Consider the following 21,296-nt stretch of genomic DNA (forward strand, 5'->3'; position numbering starts at 1 on the left):
ATCAGTTCCGGGTCCAGGTTCAAGCCCTTGCCCGGTTCTACGGTCGCTTCTTCCTTACGTTTGCGTGGCATAACGTGGCTCCTTGGCCATCAGTTTATGCCTCACACACAAAGGTTCGGATAGGCTCGGACGCGAACGAGCGATCCTTTTCGCAAATCGTCGATTGCCGAGAAGGCGGCGATGAGCCCGATTCCCGCGCCTTCCTTCAGTACTGTGGACATCGCGTCCATGTCGTTGACGCTGAAGTGAGATCCCGTCGGGCGATGCACCGCGTCGCCGGCCCCGCCTTGCAGATGCCACTCGTCGGGTGCGTAATCGACCGTACTGAGGAGCACACATGTGTGATCCGCGAGATCTTCCACACATTCGGGGGCCGGATGCCGTGCTAGGTATTCGGGCGATGCCGCCAAAATGCAATGGCTAGCGCCGATCTTCTGGCTCACATACGCGGAGTCCGGCAGCGTGCGCGCAATCACGATCGCGACGTCGAGCTGCTCTTCGAGCAGGTTCGGCATCCGCTGCGACAGCATGAGATCGACCGACACTTCCGGGTATGCGCTTCGATAGGCCAGCACGGCTTGCGAAACGAGTTGGCGGCCTAATCCCGGCACCGCATGCACGCGCAATACACCGCGCGGCTCAAGCAACGCATCGCGGGCTTCTGCTTCCGCCCGTTCGATGTCCGAGAGGATCGCGACGCTGCGCTCGTAAAAACGTCGCCCCGCATCGGTGACCACGAGCCGCCGCGTCGAGCGCTGCAGCAAACGTGTGTTGAGATTGTCTTCGAGTACCGAAACCGCTCGGGAAATGTTACCGACAGTCGTATCGAGGTGGTTCGCGACCGCCGTGAAACTGCCCATCTCGACCACTTTCGCAAACACCGACATGGTGTGAACCTTGTCCATTACGCACCCTTGCTTTGAATTTTTCGTCGAATCGCAGCGTTTCGGCCCGCGCGAGCCAGTGATCATAGGGCCACCGCCTGTTTCCTGCAGTCAGCGCGAGACTTCGTGTCGTTTTTGCGCATCCTTTCAATATTCCTTCATGTCGATGGGGGATTTTCTCTCCGGAGACAAGATTCATTCTTTCCGGTCCCTCTAAGTTGCCGGCCGCTTCACGCCTAGACTTGGTCCCGAAGTCAGGCAGTCAGAACACGGACGTTTAGAACCCGAGCCCGGCCCGACACGTCGGATCATCCCGACAAGGCGCAGTCCCCATCCGGGATCGCGGCGAACACATATTAAATCGCAATCCTAACCATAAAGTTTACTATCATGGACATCACTTACGACGCACTTCATCTTTTCATCAATGGCGAATGGATCGGCGCAAGCGAACGCGAAACGGCGCCGGTGATCAACCCCGCCACGCAAATCGAGATCGGCCGCGTCCCGCTCGCGACGGCAGCCGATCTGGATCGCGCTCTGCAGGCCGCTGCACGGGCGTTCGACGTCTGGCGCAACACCGTGCCGGCCGAACGCGCGCGTATTCTGAAACGCGGGGCGGAACTGATGCGCGAGCGCGCCGGGCACATCGCGACGGTCATGACGCTCGAGGAAGGGAAACCGCTGGCGGAAAGTCGCGACGAGGTCCTGCGTGCCGCCGACTACTTCGAATGGTTCGCCGAAGAGGCGCGCCGTATCGACGGCCGCGTGGTGCCGTCCAACCGCCCGGGTGTGCAACAGCTCGTGAAGAAACAGGCGATCGGGCCCGTCGCCGCATTCACACCGTGGAATTTTCCTGCGATCACCCCGGCGCGCAAGCTTTCCGCCGCACTTGCCGCCGGGTGTAGCGTCGTCATCAAACCCGGCGAGGAAAGCCCTGCAACGGCGCTCGCGTTGGCGCGCGCACTGGACGACGCAGGGTTGCCCAAGGGCGTGCTTCAAGTCGTGTTTGGCGTGCCCGACGAGGTGTCGAAGCACCTGATCGCTTCCCCGGTCATCCGGAAGGTGACGTTCACGGGCTCGGTGCCGATCGGTCGCCTGCTGTCGGCGCGTGCAGCCGAAGGCGTCAAACCCATCACGCTGGAGCTGGGCGGCCACGGGCCCGTCCTCGTATTCAACGATGCGGATGTCGAAAAGGCCGCGGTCGAAGGCGCGGCAAATCGTTTTCGCGGTACGGGCCAAATCTGCATCTCGTCGACGCGCTTCCTGATCCAGCGCGAGGTCTACGACGAGTTCGTCGATCACTTCGTGCGTGCCGCCACGGCCCTCAAGGTCGGGAACGGCATGGATGCGGGCACTCAGGTCGGGCCGCTGGCAAACCCGCGCCAGCTTGCCAAGATGGAAGAACTTATCGCCGATGCGGTGGAACGTGGCGCAACGGTCCTTGCGGGCGGAAAGCGCATCGCGGGTGAAGGATACTTCTTCGAGCCCACGGTGCTGGCCGACGTCCCGACGGACGCGCGTGTGATGCACGAAGAACCGTTCGGCCCGATCGCGGTGCTGATGCGCTTCGATGCGATAGCCGACGGACTCGCCGAAGCGAACCGGTTGCCGTACGGACTCTCCGCCTATGCGTTCACGAGCAATGCGCGTACGGCCATCGATGTCGCGGACGGTCTCGAAGCAGGCATGATCGGCATCAACCAGTACCGCATCGTCTCGACCGAACTGCCGTTTGGCGGCATGAAGGAAAGCGGCCATGGTTCGGAAGGGGGAGCCGAGGGCATCGAGTATTACCTGACGCGCAAATTCATCAGCCAGGCTTAAGAGGAGCATCGACATGTCTCACGCAGATTTCAGCAGCCCGCGGGAAGCCGCGCGTGCATTCACGCCGACGCTCTCGGCATTCGTCGACGACACGCTCTACCCGCGCATCTGGAACGACCCGGCACTTTCGCTGCGCGACCGCAGCCTCGTGACCGTCGCGGCGCTGATCGCAGGCGGCCATCTCGACGAGTTGCCGGCGCACCTGCGCCGCGCGTTGACGAACGGCGTAACCCGCGAAGAGCTCTCCGCGGCAATTACTCACCTCGCGTTCTATGCCGGATTTCCCGCGGCAATCTCCGCATCCGCCACGGCGCAGACAACGCTTGGCGAACAAGCTCGGCCCGACGATTTCGCCGGCCATTCATCGACGACACAGGAAGGTTTGAAATGAAAGCCATCACATTCAACGAATTCGGCGAGGCCGAGGTTCTCCAACTCGCCGAGGTTCAGGCACCCGAGGTGCGCCCTGACGATCTGCTGGTACGCGTCCATGCCGCAGGTGTGAATCGCGCAGACCTCACGCATCGCCGAGGTGGATACGGCCGGCCGAACTTCGGCGACTCGACGATCATGGGGCTCGAAATCGCCGGCGAGGTGATCGAGACCGGGCCATCTGTGCAGGGTTACAAGGTCGGTGATCGTGTAATGGGCGTCGTGGGCGGCGGGGCCTACGCAGAACTGGCGCGCATTGACTGGAGAATGGCTATGCCCATTCCGGCAACGATCGATTACGTGCATGCGGCGGCAATACCGGAAGTCTTCGTCACGGCGCACGAGGCGTTGCTGCATCTTGGCCGCTTGCAGCGTGGCGATTCGGTGCTGATTCACGCCGCGGCGGGCGGGGTAGGTTCCGCGGCCGTCCAGCTGGCCTACGCAACCGGCGCGACGATCTTCGCGACCGCCGAGGCTTCGAAGCTGGAACGGATCGTTCAACTTGGCGTGGACCATGCGATCGACTACAAGACGCAGGATTTTTCGGAAGTCGTCGCAAGCAGCACAGGCAAACGCGGTGTCGACGTCGTCATCGACTTCGTGGGCGCGCCGTATTTTCCTCGGAATGTCGCGTCATTGGCAAACGGTGGCCGGCTGGTGCAGGTTGGGATACTCGGCGGCGGCGGTGACGTGAGCGTGAGCCTCGAACAGATCCTGTACCGTCATCTGCAAATCATCGGCACGGTGATGAAATCGCGCGACCAGCACGAGAAACATGCGATGGTTCGGCGGTTTCGCGAACATTGGCTGGACCGCTTTGCGGGAGGAGCGGGTCTGGAGCCAGTCGTCGACAGCGTGTTTCCTCTCGCCAATGCCGCGGCTGCCCATCAGCGGATGGAGTCGGCTGTGAACGTCGGAAAGATCATCCTGACAATGAACGAAGACAGCTGAAGTAAGGCATATTCACGTCGCATGCCTATGCACAAAGCTAGCTGATGGCAGTTAAGCGGACGGAAGCGGTCACTCGGCCAACTTGCACGAGCGGCCGCTCCTGGCCGGCAAGCGAACGACAGCCGGCCACGCCTCGACGCTCCGTTGCCCTCGACAGACCGTTGGCGAACGATTTCATGACAATTTTCTTTCAGAAATATTGGGGCGAGTTTGCTCGCTGAGCGACGGGCGCTAGCCGACCCTGAACAGCCAGTCAACAGCGGACACCGAACGACCATTGTTCAACCGTCTGCGGTTACACATGGCGACGGACGCGCTTGAGCTAACCAGCGCCTACGGTCGGGCTGAACGTTTCCCCAACTCAAACCAATTGCTTGCCGGTTCCTTCTGCCGTGGAAGGCCGAGTCTCAGGCCAGCTCCGCATCGCAATGCTGATTGTCTGGTGTAACTCGTTGGTCGGCACGCCGCTCGCCGCCTGAACGGAGATACCTTGCGAAACAGTGCCGAAGAAACGCGCCAAGGCGCCGATGTCGGTGTCTGGCGGCAGCTCCCCGCGCTTAAGGGCATCCTCCAGACACTTCCGGATCATCTCAACGCCCGACTCACGCACTTCGCACAGAACCTGAGCCACTCGTCGTGAATCCTCGCTTCCGGTAAGGGCTCCCTGCACCAACAAGCAGCCCCGAGGTGTGCCTTTTGCGCTCTGAAACGTCGCCAGGGCGCGCAGGAACCCTTCTATTCCGCTACGCGCCGATGGCAGCGCCAATGAGGGGGCCGCGAAGGAGCCGAGCCGCTCCTGGTAGCGGGCGAGGGCTTTGAAGAAAAGCTGTTCCTTTCCTCCAAACACGGCATAAAGACTCGGCTTATTGACGCCGATCGCCTCAGTCAGATCCGTCAGTGACGTCCCCTCATAGCCCTTCTCCCAGAAGAGAATCAGGGCTTGGTCCAACGCCTTGTCCGGGTCGAACGCCCGTGGCCTGCCGATTGCCATCCGTGCACCAATCAATATTTTTACCGATCGGTATATTAAGTCCTTGACGAAGCGTTGTCCATCCGCAGATACTTACCGAGCGGTACAAAAGTAAACGCAAACCTAACGTTTAGAGAGAGTGAAATGACAAGTCGTTTGAATGGAAAGGTGGCCTTGGTGACGGGCGGCAGTTCGGGTATCGGCCTCGCCGCGGCAAGCCGTTTCGCTGCGGAAGGCGCAACCGTCTACATCACCGGACGCAAACAGGAGGCGCTTGACGCGGCCGTTGACTCAATCGCCGGCAAGGTTACGGCTATCCGGGCCGACTCCAGTGTCGCTGCCGATCTCGAGCGGGTCTACGCCACGATTCGCGAGACGAGCGGCAAGCTGGACGTGTTGTTCGCGAATGCCGGCATTGCAGCCTTTGTGCCGCTCTCGGCGATCACTGAAGCGCATTACGACAGCATCGTCGATACAAACCTGAAGGGCGTCGTGTTCACCGTCAAGTACGCGGTTCCTCTGCTTTCCGAAGGCGCCTCGATCATTCTCACTTCGTCGACAGCCGGCTATAGGGGGATGGAAGCATTCAGCGTGTACAGCGCGACGAAGGCGGCGGTCCGGCAACTGGCGCGCGGTTGGCTCCTGGATCTGAAGGCTCGGAAAATTCGCGTCAACGTCATCAGCCCCGGTATGGTCGATACGCCCGCCATCGACGGCCTGGTGGGCGATCCGAACGCGGCTTCCGGAATGAAGGCGCATGTGGCATCGCAAAATCCGCTGGGCCGCATTGCGCATCCCGATGACGTTGCCGCTGCCGCGTTGTTTCTGGCCTCCGACGAAGCCGCGTACATCAACGGCGTCGACTTGCCCGTAGACGGCGGTGCCAGCCAGATTTAATCCAATTGCGGAAACTTCGCCGAAGCCCGGTTTGCCGCGATTGCACGGTGGTTCCGACTTCGGCATTCCAGCATCGTTCAGGAGCAACGTTCATGCGATACAAACTGTTTGGACAACATACGGGTCTGCGAGTCTCCGAACTGGTACTCGGTGCGGGGAATTTCGGGACGCGCTGGGGCCATGGTGCAGAGCCGGCGGAGGCGCGTCGCATCTTTGAAGCCTACGCGGAGGCCGGGGGCAATTTCATCGATACCGCCAACGGATATCAGTTCGGCGAGTCCGAGGAAATTCTCGGCGAACTGCTCGATGGTCACCGGAACGAATTTGTGCTGGCGTCGAAATTCACTTATCGCGCCACGCCTCAGGACGGCATTCTCACGACGGGCAATAGCCGCAAAGCCATGGTGGCGTCCGTGGAGGCCAGCTTGAAGCGACTCAAGACCGACCGTATCGACCTTTTGTGGGCGCACATGTCCGATGGTGTGACGCCGCTTGAAGAACTCATGAGAGGATTCGACGATCTCGTACGTGCCGGCAAAATCCTGTACGCGGGTCTGTCCGATTTCCCCGCCTGGCGGGTGGCTCGCGCGGCGACCATCGCCGAATTGCGCGGTACGGTACCTGTCGCGGGTCTCCAGTTGGAATACAGCCTTGTGGAACGTAGCAGCGAGCATGAGCTTCTTCCGGCCGGCAAGGCATTGGGGCTGGGGGTCGTCGGCTGGTCACCGTTGGGCGGCGGCATGCTCACCGGGAAGTACCGCAATGGTGAAACCGGGAGGCGGGAAGGTTTTGGCGGCAACGTGTTCCAGCCCGAGAACACACCGCAACGTACGGCGGTCCTCGACGCGTTGATTGCCGTTGCAGACGAAGCGGGCGTGACTCCCGGAGAAATCGCCATCGCGTGGGTTGCAGGAAAGGGCGTGCAGCCTATCATCGGGCCGCGCACGTTGGCGCAGCTCCAGAGCAATCTGGCCGCTATCCGGGTCACCCTTTCGGCAGAGCAGATCGGCCGCCTCGACATCGCGAGCGCGATTCCTCCCATCTTTCCGTACACGGTGATCGACGCACCCCAAACCCGCCAGGGCTATACGGGCGGCAAGGCCGACGAGTTCGATTCGCCTGCAGTGCCAGTCGCCTGAGGCATTGTTTCAATAGCAGGTCGCAAACATGGCGTCCACGAGACGCCATGTATAGGTTTTTTGCCGCAATTCAGCTACCCGAAATGATGCAAATGCTTCGGCGCGAGACGCGCGAACGGTGCCTCACGCGCTGCTCGACGCGGCCAACGCGGCGCGGGAGTGCAAACGAAGGAGATGCCAATGCTTGAAGCCGATGTAGTGACGCCGGAGGACTCGCAGGAACACTTGAAAGTACAGCCGCTCGAAACGATACGCAGCTATCACGCGCATATTTACTTTGACGGCCCGGAGCAACGACGTGTCGCCGAAGTCTTGCGGGAACAGATCGCGCAACGCTTTGCGGTCGTTCTCGGTCCCTGGCACGATCGACCGATTGGCCCTCATGCGAAGCCGATGTATCAGGTCGCCTTTTCCCGACATGAATTCGGTAGTTTCCTGCCTTGGCTCATGGTAAATCGTCGTGGACTGACGGTACTCGTTCATCCCAATACCGGCCATCCACTCGCGGACCACCTCGACCATCCGGTCTGGATGGGTGAAGTGCTCGACATCCTCAACCGGCAGCTGCTCCCTCTCGATGAAGGACCGGAGACGGATCTCGTCACCAACACTCGACCAACGGTGAATCCATGAGTGATATTCCGTACGGCAATGCGCTCATCATCGGCGCTGGCTTTGGCATTAGCGCAGCCCTCACGCGGGCGCTGCGTTCCGCGGGCCTTCCCGTCATTATCGCCTCACGAAACCCCGATAGATTGGAGCCGCTGGTGAGCGAGACGGGAGCCGTCGCGCTGCAGGTCGATGCATCAGAAGCCGCGCAGGTCGCGCGCCTCTTCGAAGAGACGGTGGAGCGAATCGGGCCGCCCGAGATCGTCATCTATAACGCCAGTAGCGTCGTCCGCGGTCCTATCGCTGAGCTCGATCCGGTTCATGTCGAGCATGCACTGTCCGTCACCGCATTGGGCGCGTTTTACGCGATACAGCAAGCTGCGAAGCACATGGTTCCCGCTGGAAGAGGCGCGGTGCTGTTGACCGGCGCGACCGCCGGCATCAAAGGATTTGCCCGTTCCGCGCCTTTTGCGATGGGTAAGTTTGCCCTGCGGGGACTGGCCCAGAGCGCTGCCCGTGAACTTGCGCCTCAAGGAATCCACGTCGCCCACGTAATCGTGGACGGTAGTGTGCGGGCGAGCGGCCGCATGGACCCATCAGACCGCACGCTTGATCCAGACGCCATTGCTCGATGCTATATCGATCTCTTGCGCCAACACCGCAGTGCATGGTCGTGGGAAATCGAGGTGCGGCCTTGGGTAGAGAGCTTTTGACCGTGGAGTCACATTGGACTTGGCAATATGAACTTTCGTGAGCGTTGGCATTTATCACGACAGCGAAGGGGGCCGCCGCGCAAATTCTTGACTCCCTTGGGAGCTATCGACCATTGAGCACCGGCCCGTACAAGCCAGGGGACTGCAGCGATTTGTTCCGGCAATCGAATGGCCGGTTACTCGCCGGTTGCAGTCCTCCAACATCAAAGCACGAACGACAACTTCTGGCCGAACTGAGTCAGATGAACTGACGCTGTCTGTTTGATCTAGTCCAGACTTGTACAAGAGAGCGACGCTGGGCCGCCCCAGATCATGCGGCTTTAGCTCGGACAAGCCTGTGTTCTCGCGATGCGTTGAAAACGCCGGCTACGGAACATCCTCGCCCCGCGGCCGGCGTCCCCGCACATCAAGCCTTCGCGCTATCCGCCGAATCGAACGGCAGCACGTAATGCCGCTTGCCCGTCGCCGCGAAGATCGCGTTCGCGACGGCCGGCCCGACCGGCGCGACGCCCGGCTCCCCGACCCCGGTCGGCGCCTCCGCCGACGGCACGATATGCACCTCGACCTTCGGCATCTCGGCCATCCGCAGCACGTGGTAGCCGTCGAAGTTGCGCTGCTCGACCTGCCCGTCCTTCAGCGTGATCGCGCTGTGCATCGCCGCGCCGAGTCCGAACCCGATGCCGCCCTCCATCTGCGCGGCGACGATGTCGGGATTGATCGCGATTCCGCAGTCGACCGCGCACACCACGCGCTCGACCTTCACTTTGCCGTCCGCGTCGACCGACACCTCGGCTACCTGCGCGACATAGCTCTTGAACGCCTCGGCCACCGCGATCCCGCGCCCGCGCCCCTTCGGCAGCGGCTTGGCCGGATCCCACCCGGCCTTCTGCGCGGCCAGCTCCAGCACCGCGCGCATGCGCGGCTCCTTCGCGAGCAGGTCGCGGCGGAACGCGTACGGGTCCTTGCCGGCCGCGTGCGCGGCTTCGTCGATGAACGCCTCGACCGCGTAGGCCGTGTGCGAGCTGCCGACCACGCGCCACCACAGCACGGGCACGCCCGTCTTCGCGGTGGTGAGTTCGACCGACACGTTCGGCACCGCATACGGCAGGTTCGCCGCGCCCTCGACCGACGTCGCATCGATCCCGTTCTTGACCATGAACGCCTCGAACGGCGTGCCGGCGAGGATCGACTGGCCGACGATCCGGTGACGCCAGCCCACCAGCCGGCCGTCCGCGGTCAGGCCCGCGTCGAGCTTGTGGAAGTACATCGGCCGGTAGAAGCCGCCCTGGATGTCGTCCTCGCGCGTCCATTGCAGCTTGACGGGCTTGCCATCCGCGCCAAGCGCCTTCGCGATCGACACGGCCTCGACCACGTAATCCGACCACGCGTTCGCGCGCCGGCCGAAGCTGCCGCCCGCATACAGCGTGTGGATCTTCACCTGCTCGGGCTTCAGTCCGGCGACCTTGGCCGCGTTGCCCTGGTCGACCGTCTGGAACTGGTCGCCGGCCCAGATCTCGCAACTGTTCGCCGTCAGCTTGACGACCGCATCGAGCGGCTCCATCGGCGCATGCGCGAGATACGGGAATTCGTACGTCGCGCTGATCTTGCGCGCCGCGCCGGCGATCGCCGCATCGGCATCGCCGTCCTTGCGCGCGGACGCGCCCGGCTTCTCCGCGAGTTGCCGGTATTCGCGCATGATCTCGTCCGAGCCGCGCTTTTCCGCCTTCGTTTCGTCCCAGTCGACCTTCAGCGCGTCGCGGCCCTGTTTCGCGGCCCAGAAGCCCGTCGCGACGACCGCGACGCCGCCCGGCACCTGCACGACCGAGACGACGCCCGGCACGGCCTTCGCGGCCGTCGCGTCGAACGATTTCACCGTCGCGCCGAAGCGCGGCGGCCGCTGCAGCAGCGCGACGCGCATGCCGGGGAACGTCGTGTCGAGCGTGAATTGCGCGGTGCCGTTCGATTTGGCCGACCCGTCGACGCGCGGAATGCGATGCCCGATCAGCTTGAAATCGGCCGGCTGCTTCAGCGTGACCTTCTCGGGCACGGGCAGCTTCGACGCATCGGCGACGAGCGCGCCGTACGTGGCCGTCTTGCCGCTCTTCGCGTGCGTGACGACGCCGTTGGCGGTGGTCAGCTCGCCGGCCGGCACCTTCCAGCGGGCCGCCGCGGCCGACACGAGCATCGCGCGCGCCTTGCCGCCCGCTTCGCGCAATTGCTGCCACGAGTTGGCCATGGCCGAGCTGCCGCCCGTGCCCTGCATCGTGCCGAACGCGAGATTCGCATAGCGCTTCGCATCGGCCGGCGCGCTTTCGACGCGCACGCTCGACCAGTCGGCGTCGAGCTCCTCGGCGACGATCGTCGCGATGCCCGTATACGCGCCCTGGCCCATTTCGACGTGCTTCGCGATCACCGTGACGGCGCCGTCGGGCGTGATGCGCAGGAATGCGTTCGGCGCGAATTCGCCGGCGGGGGCGGTGGCGGCGAGCGCGCGGCGGCCGAGGCCGGCCCAGTCGAAGCCGATCGTCAGGCTGACGGCGGCGGTTGCCCCCGCGGCTTTCAGGAACGTGCGGCGCGACGGGCGCACCGAACCGGTATTGTCGAGTTCGATCGTCATGGTCAGGCTCCCAGCGTCGCGGCCGCGTCGTGGATCGCGGCCCGGATGCGGGCGTAGGTCGCACAGCGGCAGAGGTTGCCGTTCATCGCGGCGTCGATGTCCGCGTCGGTCGGCTTCGGGTTCTGTTCGAGCAACGCGGTGGCCGACATGATCTGGCCGGACTGGCAATAGCCGCACTGCGGCACCTGGAGCTTGACCCACGCGGCCTGCACGGCCTGCGCGGGCTTGCTTTGCAGGCCTTCGATCGTCGTGACGTGCTTGCCCGCGATGCCGGCGAGCGGCAGCACGCACGAGCGGACGGCCTGGCCTTCGAGATGCACCGTGCATGCGCCGCACTGCGCCATGCCGCAGCCGAATTTCGTGCCGGTCAGTCCCGCGTGTTCGCGAATCGCCCAGAGGACGGGCATCGACGGATCGGCGTCGAGCGTGACGTTCTTGCCGTTCAGGACAAACGAGGTAGGCATTTTTATGTCTCCATGGGGAAAACCCGCCTTACGGGCAGGTTAGCCGGGAGTGTGCGCGAGCAGCCGCTTTTTGCGTCTACCCAATCCTGCAAATTTATTGAACAATCCTGCAAATCCCCGCCACGACGCGAGCCGTTTCGCTATGCTCGCGCGACACGGGAAATCATTCGAGGATGCGTCATGGACATGACCGATATCGTCGCGTCGCGCGAATCCGGCCGGCGCGAACTGGCGTCGCTGATCGGCCGCTTCGCGCCGGCCGACGGCTCGCATTCGACGGCCGTGCCGGGCCTGATGCTGCATCGGCACACGCGGCCGGTCGACCTCGGCTGCGGCGTGTCGCGCGCCGCGCTGGTAATCGCCGCGCAGGGCGCGAAGCGCGTGATCGTGGCAGGCCAGGCATACGAATACGACACCCAGAATTGCCTGATTACGTCGATCGACTTGCCGATCCTGTCGCGCGTGACGCGTGCAACGCCGGAGGCGCCGTACCTGTGCCTGTCGCTGACGCTCGATCCGCAGCGCATCGTCGAGCTCGCGGCCGAGATGCGGCTGCCCGAGCCCGAAGCCGGCCCGGAAGGCGAGGGAATCGCGCTCGCCGAGCTGACGCCGCCGCTGCTCGACGCGGCGTTGAGACTGCTGCGGCTGCTCGATACGCCGGCCGACATCGCGGTCGTCGCGCCGCTGATCGAGAAGGAAGTGCTGTACCGGCTGATGACGAGCGGGCAGGGCACGCGGCTGCGGCACATGGCGATCGCCGGCAGCCAGACGCACCGGATCGCGCGTGCGATCGAATGGATCCGCGATCACTTCGCGGAGCCGATGCGCGTCGAGTCGCTCGCGCAGGCGGTCAACATGAGCGTGTCGTCGCTGCACCATCATTTCAAGCACGTGACGACGCTGAGCCCGCTGCAGTACCAGAAGCAGCTGCGGCTGCACGAGGCGCGGCGGCTGCTGCTGCGGCAGGGCGGCGACGTCGGGTCGGTGGCGGCCGTCGTCGGCTACGAAAGCGCGTCGCAGTTCAGCCGCGAATATAGCCGGCTGTTCGGCGCGCCGCCGATGCGCGACGTCGTGCATCTGCGGAAGAAGGAACTGCTCGGCTGACGGGCGGCCGGCCCGTTGCCGCTCATCGATTCGCGTCGACCGTTGCCTGGCGGAATGCCGGCGCTGCGCTCCGGTTTCACTGACGACCCCGTCGATGCCTGAACGACGCAAGCATCGATCGGTGGTGATCTTCATCGCCTTTTCACTGACACGCCGATTGGCGTGCGGCCGCTGCCGCGCATTGACCGTTCGGTATGCACGTTCGTGTTTCGCGCGTGCATGGTGGGGGCAGTGACGCGTCCGTGTCGGTCGCAGGATCGATGCGGTCCGATACGACGAGATGCGCGATAAACCAGGCTGTTGCGAGATTGGCGACGTGAGCGCCGTTTTGAATCGGCACGTTTCAGTGATGAGAATCAAGCGGATGGTGGGTCGAGTATGTCGCTTCAATGAATGACTCGTCGGTGCGCCATGGATGAAAGGCGAATCGAATGGAAATGAAAAAATGATGCGCCCGTTTTTGCCAGGATCGCATGTTTTTCCTTTTAAATTTTTACGTCCGCAACGCGCCGGACGGCAGCATTCTCGCTGCATGATCGTGTGGCTATTTTCACGGATGAATCAAATCCGTTTCCCATTTCGGAGTGAATCGGCGTTCCGGCCGTATCGGCGGCCATTCGGCGTCGGGCATCGAGCGACTGGATCCGCGTTGTCCTGCGTCATGGAAGGTTTGCCGGCATGCTGCAACACGCGGTTTGCCGGCGCAAGCGCGTGAACCAGCGGCCCTGTCGCGAAACGCTTCTCAACTATGAAACAACCGTTCGCAGGGGTGTCCGGCGTGCCTCGGCGCGCCGAATTCGTCCGCCAAATCAGCGCATTGCGTCGCATTGTTCGAGGATCACTGCCGCGAACGTCCCGTTATCGCGATACATTCGTGAAACAAAAAATGCCGTTCCCGGCGAAATGATCAGGCCTGGCGGCTGTTTTCGGCGCGCAATGCTCGGTGGAATATCGCATGGCATGCGATTTGCGACACAGGACGCACCGGCGAGCGGTCGACACGATGCAACAACGATGTGGGGGCGGCCAGTTCGTCATAAGCCAGTCGGGGAAGCGGCGATGAACACTATAAGCAGTGGCTTGATCCGCGCGTTTCTTGCGCACCATAGGGGTAGTCCGATTGATCGGGGTAGCGCTCGCGACGCAGTGCCAGCGTCGCCGGTCGCGCCTTGCCGATTTCGCGCCCTCCGCGCGCGCCGCGTGCTGGAGCGGTTGCCGTTGCGCGCCGCAACCCGGCGACAGCGATGCTCGACTTCATCGAGCGTTCCCGGATGGGCCAGGCTGCTCGTGCCGGACAGCGCGCCGATTCCACTTCAACCGTGCAGAGCCGTTTCGATCGCGCCGGGCCCGTGCCGGCGCCGGCCGGACTAGATCGAACGCGCGTCGGCCGGATTATCCGGAAGGTCTTTCTTCGTCAGCTCAGGGAGCAGACATGTCGTCTGGCTGCAATGCAGGCCCGTTATCGCCCGGCTAAAGGGCATATGCGGAACGGGTGCTGCATTTTGCGGTATTAAATACATTCTCGAATTTTCAATTCGGAAAGCGGGTGCCTGGTTTGCGCGTCGCTTTTGGATGAGGTATTGAAAATCGCGAGCCGGAAGGATGTGCGCGTCGTTCCGGTTGATGTAATCGTGGGTGTTTCAATGGCGTATCAATGCTCATAAAAATAATAGAAAACACCTACGCATAAATTTTGGAAAAATTGAAAACATAAAACTAGACTTCGGTTGGCCAAAAATAAATGCGAAAGTTTGCAATTCGATAAAGATTTCCCGATTTGATAGCAATCCTTATTTTTCGAGGATTGCTCGAGGCAGGAGGATCGATGGCGTGCGATCTTCCATGCTCATTCTCTCCACGCCGTTATGGAGTCGACCATGAAGAAGCTTCTGATTGCAGCAGCAGTTCTGGTGGTTTCGGGTGCAGCGTTTGCCGGCAGCGGCACGGTGTCGAGCACCACTTCGACGAGCGGTGGCCAGACGATGGCAGGGGTCACCGGGTTCGGCCACTTCACCGCGACCGATTCCGGCTCCGCACTCGGCGCAGCCGGTGCAACGGCGGGCTACGGCGGCAGCGGCTCGATCTCGTACACGAACCACACGCAAACGTCGACGGTCGGCGGCTTCGGCTTCGGCGGCGCACAAGCAGGCGGCAGCAGCGGTGCGAACGCGGGCTCGACCGGCTGGACGTATCACCACTAAGCCGCGACGCGTAGCGTTCGTCATTGGCTGGCGGTGCGGAGGCCGGGCCTTGCCGCGTGCGGGCAGGCTCGGCTCCGCCACCGTCGAACTTCCTCACGGCAAGGGATTGCTATGAAAGCCAAAGTCATTTTAGCGACCGCGCTTACCGTCATTTCGTCCGCTGCATTGGCGGCCGGATCGTCCACGACCAACCAGACGCAATCCGTTGCGGCGGGTGTTTCCGGTTCGGTGCTGGTCGGCTCCGGCAGCTATACCAGCAATTCGACTTCGACGGCCGGCGCGAATGCAGGCAGTACCGTGACACCGGCCGGCTCCGCCGGCACGGCGTCCGCGTATCACAACTCGACTTCGACGGCCAGCGGTTGGGGCACGAACGGGGGCGCGTTCGCGGCAGGCGGCGGTATCGGTGCCGCCGGCTCGTTCGCCGGAAACGGCAGCACGAACGAGAACGCGAATGCGCTTTCGGGCGGGGTGACCGCCACGATCGTACTCGGCGCGAACCACTACACGGCCACGGGCGCGAACGACCACGGCATGGCCAACGCCGGCGCCGCGGGGTGGACGGGCATGGGCGGGTCGGGCGCGATCGCGGGCTCGAATCACACCAACGCGTCGACCGCGTGGAGTACCGGTCCGGCCGGTTCGCCGTCCGCATCGGGCGGAAGCCAGGCCGACTCGAGCGCGACCGGGAGCAGTCATTAGTCAGGTGTGGGGGGCCAGTTTCCCAGCGACGCTGGTCTCTTTTCCACCTTGTTGTCACGTAAGGAGTTGGCATGAAGCAGAACCTGATTGCCGCCGCGCTGATGCTCGCGTCGCTGACGGCGTATGGCGCCGACCGTGCCGCCGATGGTGGGCAATCGACTATGCAGACGTCAAACAACCGTGACCAGACAACCAAACCGTCAGAACAACAAACGCTTTCGTCGGGCAGCGCGATCGGCGGACCTGACACCCGGCCATGGCAGGGCATGTCGGCCGGCTCGTGGTCCCAGCTGGGCAGCGGCTGGAAGCAGTTCGGGGAAGCAGCGAAATCTGAAGTCATTCAGGGGAATTAGTACGGTTGCCTGGGTCGGAGGTCCAACCTCGTCCGGAGAGTGAAATGAACAGCAACAGGATCAAGGTGGCATGCGCGGCGATGTTCGCGATGACCACGATCGGCGCCCAGGCGCAAACCGCCGATTCGACGTCGAGCGCGCAGTCGACGACGTCGTCGACCGCGATCAGCCAGGGCGGTGGTTCGAGCATGAACACGAACACCACGAGTTCGCGCGGCGGCAATGCCACGAGCAGCAGCGGGGTACGCGGCAGCGGCAATTCGAGCGTGAACGTGAACGTGACGATGCCGTCCACTACGGCCGGCGGCAACGTGGCGCCGCAGAGCACGAACGCACTCGCGACCGGCGCGCCGGGCTCCAGCCCGTACAACACGCAGGCGACGGAAAACGTCAATTACTCGGGCACGCAGACGATCAAGACGAATCCGTCGATCCAGGCGCCCGGCCTCACGACCACGCTGTCCGATACCTGCATGGGCTCGGTGAGCGTCGGCGTGTCGTTCCCGGGGTTCGGCGCGACGGGCGGCACGACGCTGGTCGACCAGGCCTGCGTGCGGCGTCTCGATGCGCGCGAATTCCGTGCGATGGGGTTGACCGACGTGGCGCTCGCGCTGCTGTGCCAGAGCGATGCGAACCGGCGCGCGGTGGAGGCGACCGGGCACCTGTGTCCGGGCACGACCGCGCCGCTCGCGCGTTCGAACGTGGCGCCCAGCGTCGAAGCGACCGTCGCGGACGACATCAAGTATCGCGATCCGATCGTGCGCGACCGGATGGGCCTGCCGCCGCTCGGCTCGACCGTGCCGGCGCCCGCGGCGACGCGCCCGATCGAGACGGCGTCGATGCGCGCCGCGCCTGTTTCGATGCCGGTGCCGGTTCCTGTCCCGACGATGGCGCCCGTCGCCGCCGCGCCTGCCGTCGCGACGCCGTCCGTTGCCGCAGCCGCTCCGGCCGTTGCCGCGGCAGTCCCCTCGGCCGCGGCACCCGTGGCGACAGCCGCGCCTGCGGCCGTCACCGCGCCCGCTGCGTCCGTCGTACCGGCCGCCGCAATGGCCGCCATGCCGGCTGCAGCGGTCATTGCCGCACCGGTCGCGGCCGACAAGGCCACGCCAGTGCCTGCCGCACCGGTGGCCGATACGAAGGCGCCGGAGCCCGCGCAGCCGGTCGCCGACAAAGCCTCCGAACCCGCGCCGGCGATTGCCGACAAGACGCCCGGGCCTGCTCCGGCCGTCGCCGACACGGCTCCCGAGCCAGCACAGCCCGTCGCCGACAACGTACCGGAGCCGATGCCGGCCGCGACCGACACGGCGCGGGCTGCGGGCGAGATGGTGGCCGAACCGATGCCGGCGGCTGCCGTCGTCGCGGCGCCGGCAGCCGATGCGAAGGCTGTCGATGCGAAGGCTGTCGAACCGGCGCCGCAGGCATCGGCCGAACCGCCTGCCCCGGAGGCCGCGCCGCCGGCCGTCGCCGCGGCACCGGCCGACATGCCGGCCCCCGTCGCGAAAGTGCCGGACGCGGTCGAACCCGCAGTAGCCGCCGCCGCGCCGCCCGCCGCCGCATCGGCGTTGACCGATCCGGCGCAAGCGTTGTCGCCGGCCACGGTCGACCAGCAGGCCGCACCCGCTGCGCCGGTCGCGCCGGCGCCGACCGTCATCTCGACGAGTACCTCGTCGTAAGCATGCGGACCGGTTTGCCGTGCGACCGGCGCGCCGGCCGCACGGCAGGCGTTCGGCCCGATGCCCGATGGTCGTTTCCTGTTTGACGGGTGTTGTTCCGATCCCCGAGGTCAACACCTCTTTTTGCGTGACGAGGATGCAAGGAGGCCTCAATCATGAGGATCTTTTTGGTCGCTTTGCTGCTGGCCAGCGTGCAAGCCGCTGCGCAGTCGGTTTTCCAGAATCCCGCGGTCTTCGTCATCCTGAGCGAGCAGACGCTTGCGAACGCCGCGAGCGTGCAGCAGGCGCTGTCGACGCTCGGCCGTCCCGACAACGCGGCATGCGCGCCGATGATGATGATCGGCGATCCGCAGATGATCTACATGATGCCGGAAGCGGGGCACGCGCCATCGTGGCAATCGCCGGTGTACGGCCGAGGCGCGCCGTTCGACGCACAGAGCGGGCCGAGGCCGACCGGCAAGACGGTCGGCGCGATGCAGCACGCCGAGGACATGCGGACGCAACCGTGGAGCGACGGCAGCGCGCTCACGCAGAAGATCGCGGGCGAGCCGGCCGTGACGGCGGCGGACCGGGTGAACGCATGGCGGCACACCGGGCTCGACCGGATCGAAACGGCCCGCGCGTCGGACGTGACGGTAAACGGCAAGACCTACCGCGCCTATCGCGACGATCTCGACGGATCGGCGAAGCCCGTCGTCGAGCCGCAGGTCTACACGCAGCGCGTCGTGTTCTGCCGATGACACGGCATCGATTCGAGGACGGAGCGGCGCCGCGCCGCAGGGCCGCGGGCCCCGCCGGCGCGATCGGGCAACGGCCGCTCCGATACCCACCCTTATGCGGCGAGGCGATCGTGAACCATTGTTGTCAACCGAGCATGTCAGGCCCGCGAGAGGTCGAACGGCAGATGAGCGCGCTGCCGTTCATCGCGGTCCGGCACGACCCCGTCGCGCCGTCGCGCCCGCTCGTTTACCTGTCGCAGCGACACGATGCCGCGCTCGTCGATATGCTCGCGTCGCGCGGCTGGGACGTGCGGCGCGCCAAAACCGTGGCCGATGCGCTGAATCTCGTCAGGGCGAACCGTCCGCATGCGGGCATCGTCGATTTCGACAGTTTCGCGTCGCCGGACGTCGCGTCGTTCGAGGCGCTGCTGCGCGATCCGCGTGTCGGCTGGCTCGCGTTCGCCGGCGGCGAGCGGTTGCGCAACCTCGCGATCGCGCGCCTGATCCGCCGCTGCTGCTTCGACTACGTGCGCAACTCGGCGGCGTACACGACGATCGGCTATCTCGTCGGCCATGCATACGGGATGCTGAAGCTCGCGGACGGCGACCCGGCCGCGGAGGCGCCGCCGCCCGGCGGCGAGATGATCGGCGCGTGCGGCGCGATGCGCCGGCTGTTCGCGACGATCCGCAAGGTCGCGAACACCGACGCGACCGTGTTCATCGCCGGCGAATCCGGCACCGGCAAGGAGCTGACGGCCGCGGCGATCCACCGGCAGTCGTCGCGCGCCGACGCACCGTTCGTCGCCGTGAACTGCGCGGCCATCCCGACGTCGCTGCTGCAGGCCGAACTGTTCGGGCACGAGCGCGGCGCGTTCACGGGCGCGCACCAGCGCAAGATCGGCCGCATCGAGGCCGCGCACGGCGGCACGCTGTTTCTCGACGAAATCGGCGACATGCCGTTCGAGAGCCAGGCGAGCCTGCTGCGGTTCCTGCAGGAAGGGAAGATCGAGCGGCTCGGCGGGCATGCGTCGATTCCGGTCGACGTGCGGATCGTGTCGGCGACCCACGTCGATCTCGAAGCCGCGATGCGGGCCGGGCGGTTCCGCGCCGACCTGTACTACCGCCTGTGCGTGCTGCGGATCGACGAGCCGCCGCTACGCATGCGCGGCCGCGACATCATGCTGCTGGCCGACGATGTGCTGCGGCGCTATCGCGGCGACGGCTCGTACCGGATTCGCGGCTTCACGCCGTGCGCGATCGAGGCGATCCACAACTATCCGTGGCCCGGCAACGTGCGCGAACTGATCAACCGGATCCGCTTCGCGGTCGTGATGACGAACGGCCCGCTGATCTCCGCCGCCGATCTCGAACTGCACGCGTACACGTCGCTGCGCCCGCCGACGCTCGCGCAGGCGCGCCGGCAGGCCGAGCGGCACGCGATCGAGGAAACGCTGCTGCGTCACCGCCAGCAGCATGCGAACGCCGCGTCGGAGCTGGGGATCTCGCGGGCGACGCTGTACCGTCTGATGACCGCGCACGGGTTGCATGGCTGACGCGCCGCGGCGGCGCCGCTCAAGACCGCGCGGCGGCAGCCGTTAAAACAGGAAACGGCCCGGCCGGAACGCGCATCGATGGGCGCGCAACCGGCACGCGGCGCATCACGCTTATCCGAGGTCATCGTGGCAGAGTGCAGTCAGTGCGGCAGGACGTTCCTGGTCGGCGGGCAGTCGATCGACGGCCGCCGCTATTGCGGCCCGGCATGCGCGCAGGCGCATCCGGTCGTCGTCGAGGCCGAACGGGTGCCCGACGCGAAGGTTCGGCAGTATGTGGACGACTGGCGCTACGGGCCATGCCCGATCTGCCTGCGCGAAGGGCAGCCGGTCGATATTCACGCGTCGCATCGCGTCGTGTCGCTCGTGTTCGTGACGCGCTGGGCGACGCGGCGCCACGTGTGCTGCCGCCGCTGCGGCCGCAGGAAGCAGGCGCTCGCGCTGCTCGCGTCGGCCGCGCTCGGCTGGTGGGGGCTGCCGTGGGGCATCGTGCTGACGCCGATCCAGCTCGCACGCAACGTGCTCGGCCTGGCCGCGCGCGACCCGGAGGCCGCGACGCCGCAATTCGAGGAACTCGTGCGGCGCAAGCTGGCCGCCCGCCGGCTCGCGCGTGCGCAGCGGGGCGCCGGCGCCTGACCGCGCGCTTCGGCGCGCCGTGCGCGCTCAGGCCGGCCGGTCGAAACCCGATGCGACCCAGCGTTCGGCGCTGGCCTTGTTGAGCTTGAACCCGGCCGACACCTTCGCTTCGGCCAGCAGTTCGCCATACGGATCGCATGCCTTGAGCTGCGCATACGGTTCGAACTCGTCCGGCACGATGTCGAGCGTCACCGACACATCCTGCCCGGCTTCGTCCTGCACCGTCACTTCCTTGTGCAGCATCGCGCGCCGCTGCTGTTCGTGGCGCATCAGCACTTCGGTCGCGGTCTTCACGAGCGTGCGGAACGCGTTCGCGTCCATCGGTTTCGGGTTCTTCTTGTCGCGGCCCATGGTCCACGGCCCGACGAGCGCGGGCTCGGACTCGCCGTCCTTGACCATTTCGACGGCCCAGCCGTCGTCGTCTTCGTTCTTGATGATGCGGGCCGTCCAGCCGTTGTCGCGCCAGAGGCCGTCTTCGTGGATGGAGGTGTCGTCGGATTGCAGGTCGGAATCGGTCATGAGGAAAGCGGGCAGTACGGGCAAGCCGGCGAAGGCGCGGTGCGTGCGGCCGGTGACGGCGCGTCGCTCGCCGCCGGCGGGCCGGGGTGGCATGCAAACGCGCAATTTTACCCGCTGGCCGGCCGCGCGGTGCGTGCGGCCGGCCATCCGGCCGATCCCGCGGCGGCCCATCTGCCGGTCGTCGCGCGTCGAACGCCGCAAATATCAAACCTGTATTACGTTTTCGGCGGCCAATTCGTACGCCGTCCGATATCGCGCCCGGGCGGACATTCATAGAATCGGCATTCGGGCTAAAAATAGCCTGAACGTCATTTCAACGCCCAACCGGTCGCGTGC

At 64.8% G+C, this 21,296-nt stretch carries 21 protein-coding genes; 15 read left to right on the forward strand and 6 right to left on the reverse strand.

What is annotated here, in order from left to right; genetic code table 11:
- Window positions 1-101 precede the first annotated feature (101 nt).
- Window positions 102-905, reverse strand: coding sequence for a LysR family transcriptional regulator (locus LGM42_RS00005; protein WP_226231220.1), 804 nt, complete (start codon window positions 903-905; stop codon window positions 102-104).
- Window positions 906-1,274: 369 nt separating this feature from the next.
- Between LGM42_RS00005 and LGM42_RS00010 the strand changes: the two genes are divergently transcribed.
- From LGM42_RS00010 to LGM42_RS00020, 3 genes are read left to right on the forward strand one after another with little or no spacing between them, the layout of a single operon-like run.
- Entirely contained in the window at window positions 1,275-2,711 is a 1,437-nt protein-coding gene (locus LGM42_RS00010; RefSeq protein WP_226231221.1) for an NAD-dependent succinate-semialdehyde dehydrogenase, read from the forward strand.
- A gap of 13 nt (window positions 2,712-2,724) precedes the next feature.
- A complete protein-coding gene (locus tag LGM42_RS00015) occupies window positions 2,725-3,102 on the forward strand; it encodes a carboxymuconolactone decarboxylase family protein (protein WP_226231222.1) in 378 nt (125 codons plus the stop codon).
- Window positions 3,099-4,094 carry an NAD(P)H-quinone oxidoreductase gene (locus tag LGM42_RS00020; RefSeq protein ID WP_226231223.1) on the forward strand — a complete coding sequence of 332 codons (996 nt, stop codon included), beginning with the start codon at window positions 3,099-3,101 and terminating at the stop codon, window positions 4,092-4,094. Before LGM42_RS00015 ends, LGM42_RS00020 begins: the two co-directional genes overlap by 4 nt.
- A 361-nt stretch (window positions 4,095-4,455) precedes the next feature.
- Here the strand turns inward: LGM42_RS00020 and LGM42_RS00025 are convergent, their stop codons facing one another.
- Window positions 4,456-5,043, reverse strand: coding sequence for a TetR/AcrR family transcriptional regulator (locus LGM42_RS00025; RefSeq protein WP_226231224.1), 588 nt, complete (start codon window positions 5,041-5,043; stop codon window positions 4,456-4,458).
- A gap of 165 nt (window positions 5,044-5,208) precedes the next feature.
- Here LGM42_RS00025 and LGM42_RS00030 point away from each other — a divergent pair, with 165 nt between their 5' ends.
- The 4 genes from LGM42_RS00030 to LGM42_RS00045 all read left to right on the forward strand — a co-directional run bounded on the left by LGM42_RS00030 (window position 5,209) and on the right by LGM42_RS00045 (window position 8,422).
- Entirely contained in the window at window positions 5,209-5,961 is a 753-nt protein-coding gene (locus LGM42_RS00030; RefSeq protein ID WP_226231225.1) for an SDR family NAD(P)-dependent oxidoreductase, read from the forward strand.
- A 92-nt stretch (window positions 5,962-6,053) separates the two neighbouring features.
- Window positions 6,054-7,100 carry an aldo/keto reductase gene (locus LGM42_RS00035; protein WP_226231226.1) on the forward strand — a complete coding sequence of 349 codons (1,047 nt, stop codon included), beginning with the start codon at window positions 6,054-6,056 and terminating at the stop codon, window positions 7,098-7,100.
- A gap of 180 nt (window positions 7,101-7,280) precedes the next feature.
- Window positions 7,281-7,733 carry a DOPA 4,5-dioxygenase family protein gene (locus LGM42_RS00040; protein WP_226231227.1) on the forward strand — a complete coding sequence of 151 codons (453 nt, stop codon included), beginning with the start codon at window positions 7,281-7,283 and terminating at the stop codon, window positions 7,731-7,733.
- A complete protein-coding gene (locus LGM42_RS00045) occupies window positions 7,730-8,422 on the forward strand; it encodes an SDR family NAD(P)-dependent oxidoreductase (protein WP_226231228.1) in 693 nt (230 codons plus the stop codon). The genes LGM42_RS00040 and LGM42_RS00045 overlap by 4 nt, the downstream gene beginning before the upstream one ends.
- A 406-nt stretch (window positions 8,423-8,828) precedes the next feature.
- Here the strand turns inward: LGM42_RS00045 and LGM42_RS00050 are convergent, their stop codons facing one another.
- A complete protein-coding gene (locus LGM42_RS00050; RefSeq protein ID WP_226231229.1) occupies window positions 8,829-11,039 on the reverse strand; it encodes a xanthine dehydrogenase family protein molybdopterin-binding subunit in 2,211 nt (736 codons plus the stop codon).
- 2 nt (window positions 11,040-11,041) lie between these two features.
- On the reverse strand, window positions 11,042-11,503 hold the full coding sequence (locus LGM42_RS00055; protein ID WP_006480868.1) for a (2Fe-2S)-binding protein: 462 nt from the start codon (window positions 11,501-11,503) through the stop codon (window positions 11,042-11,044).
- A gap of 180 nt (window positions 11,504-11,683) precedes the next feature.
- On the opposite strand from LGM42_RS00055, the gene LGM42_RS00060 reads away from it, so the two are divergent.
- From LGM42_RS00060 to LGM42_RS00075, 4 genes are all read left to right on the forward strand, one after another.
- Entirely contained in the window at window positions 11,684-12,607 is a 924-nt protein-coding gene (locus tag LGM42_RS00060) for an AraC family transcriptional regulator (RefSeq protein WP_059584731.1), read from the forward strand.
- 1,877 nt (window positions 12,608-14,484) lie between these two features.
- Complete coding sequence (locus LGM42_RS00065) at window positions 14,485-14,808, forward strand: hypothetical protein (RefSeq protein ID WP_059585110.1); 324 nt, start codon at window positions 14,485-14,487, stop codon at window positions 14,806-14,808.
- Window positions 14,809-14,919: 111 nt separating this feature from the next.
- Window positions 14,920-15,510 (forward strand): hypothetical protein, encoded by a 591-nt coding sequence (locus LGM42_RS00070; RefSeq protein ID WP_059584733.1) that lies wholly within the window; start codon window positions 14,920-14,922, stop codon window positions 15,508-15,510.
- Between the two features lie 71 nt (window positions 15,511-15,581).
- Window positions 15,582-15,863, forward strand: a complete 282-nt coding sequence (locus LGM42_RS00075; protein WP_060310656.1) for a hypothetical protein — start codon at window positions 15,582-15,584, stop codon at window positions 15,861-15,863.
- Here LGM42_RS00075 and LGM42_RS33145 read toward each other — a convergent pair.
- Complete coding sequence (locus LGM42_RS33145; RefSeq protein ID WP_226093905.1) at window positions 15,847-16,158, reverse strand: hypothetical protein; 312 nt, start codon at window positions 16,156-16,158, stop codon at window positions 15,847-15,849. The genes LGM42_RS00075 and LGM42_RS33145 overlap by 17 nt on opposite strands.
- Here LGM42_RS33145 and LGM42_RS00085 point away from each other — a divergent pair.
- From LGM42_RS00085 to LGM42_RS00100, 4 genes are all read left to right on the forward strand, one after another.
- Window positions 16,148-17,536, forward strand: coding sequence for a chemotaxis protein CheA (locus LGM42_RS00085; RefSeq protein WP_226231230.1), 1,389 nt, complete (start codon window positions 16,148-16,150; stop codon window positions 17,534-17,536). The two genes, LGM42_RS33145 and LGM42_RS00085, sit on opposite strands and share 11 nt — an antisense overlap.
- A 155-nt stretch (window positions 17,537-17,691) precedes the next feature.
- A complete protein-coding gene (locus tag LGM42_RS00090) occupies window positions 17,692-18,276 on the forward strand; it encodes a hypothetical protein (protein WP_060310658.1) in 585 nt (194 codons plus the stop codon).
- Between the two features lie 164 nt (window positions 18,277-18,440).
- Entirely contained in the window at window positions 18,441-19,808 is a 1,368-nt protein-coding gene (locus LGM42_RS00095; RefSeq protein ID WP_413227401.1) for a sigma 54-interacting transcriptional regulator, read from the forward strand.
- 126 nt (window positions 19,809-19,934) lie between these two features.
- Entirely contained in the window at window positions 19,935-20,441 is a 507-nt protein-coding gene (locus LGM42_RS00100; RefSeq protein WP_059639752.1) for a hypothetical protein, read from the forward strand.
- A 27-nt stretch (window positions 20,442-20,468) separates the two neighbouring features.
- On the opposite strand, the gene LGM42_RS00105 is transcribed toward LGM42_RS00100, so the two are convergent.
- A complete protein-coding gene (locus LGM42_RS00105; protein ID WP_059584743.1) occupies window positions 20,469-20,960 on the reverse strand; it encodes a hypothetical protein in 492 nt (163 codons plus the stop codon).
- Window positions 20,961-21,296: the final 336 nt, after the last annotated feature.

It is taken from the genome of Burkholderia sp. AU39826 (genome assembly GCF_020419965.1).
Taxonomy (GTDB): domain Bacteria; phylum Pseudomonadota; class Gammaproteobacteria; order Burkholderiales; family Burkholderiaceae; genus Burkholderia; species Burkholderia semiarida.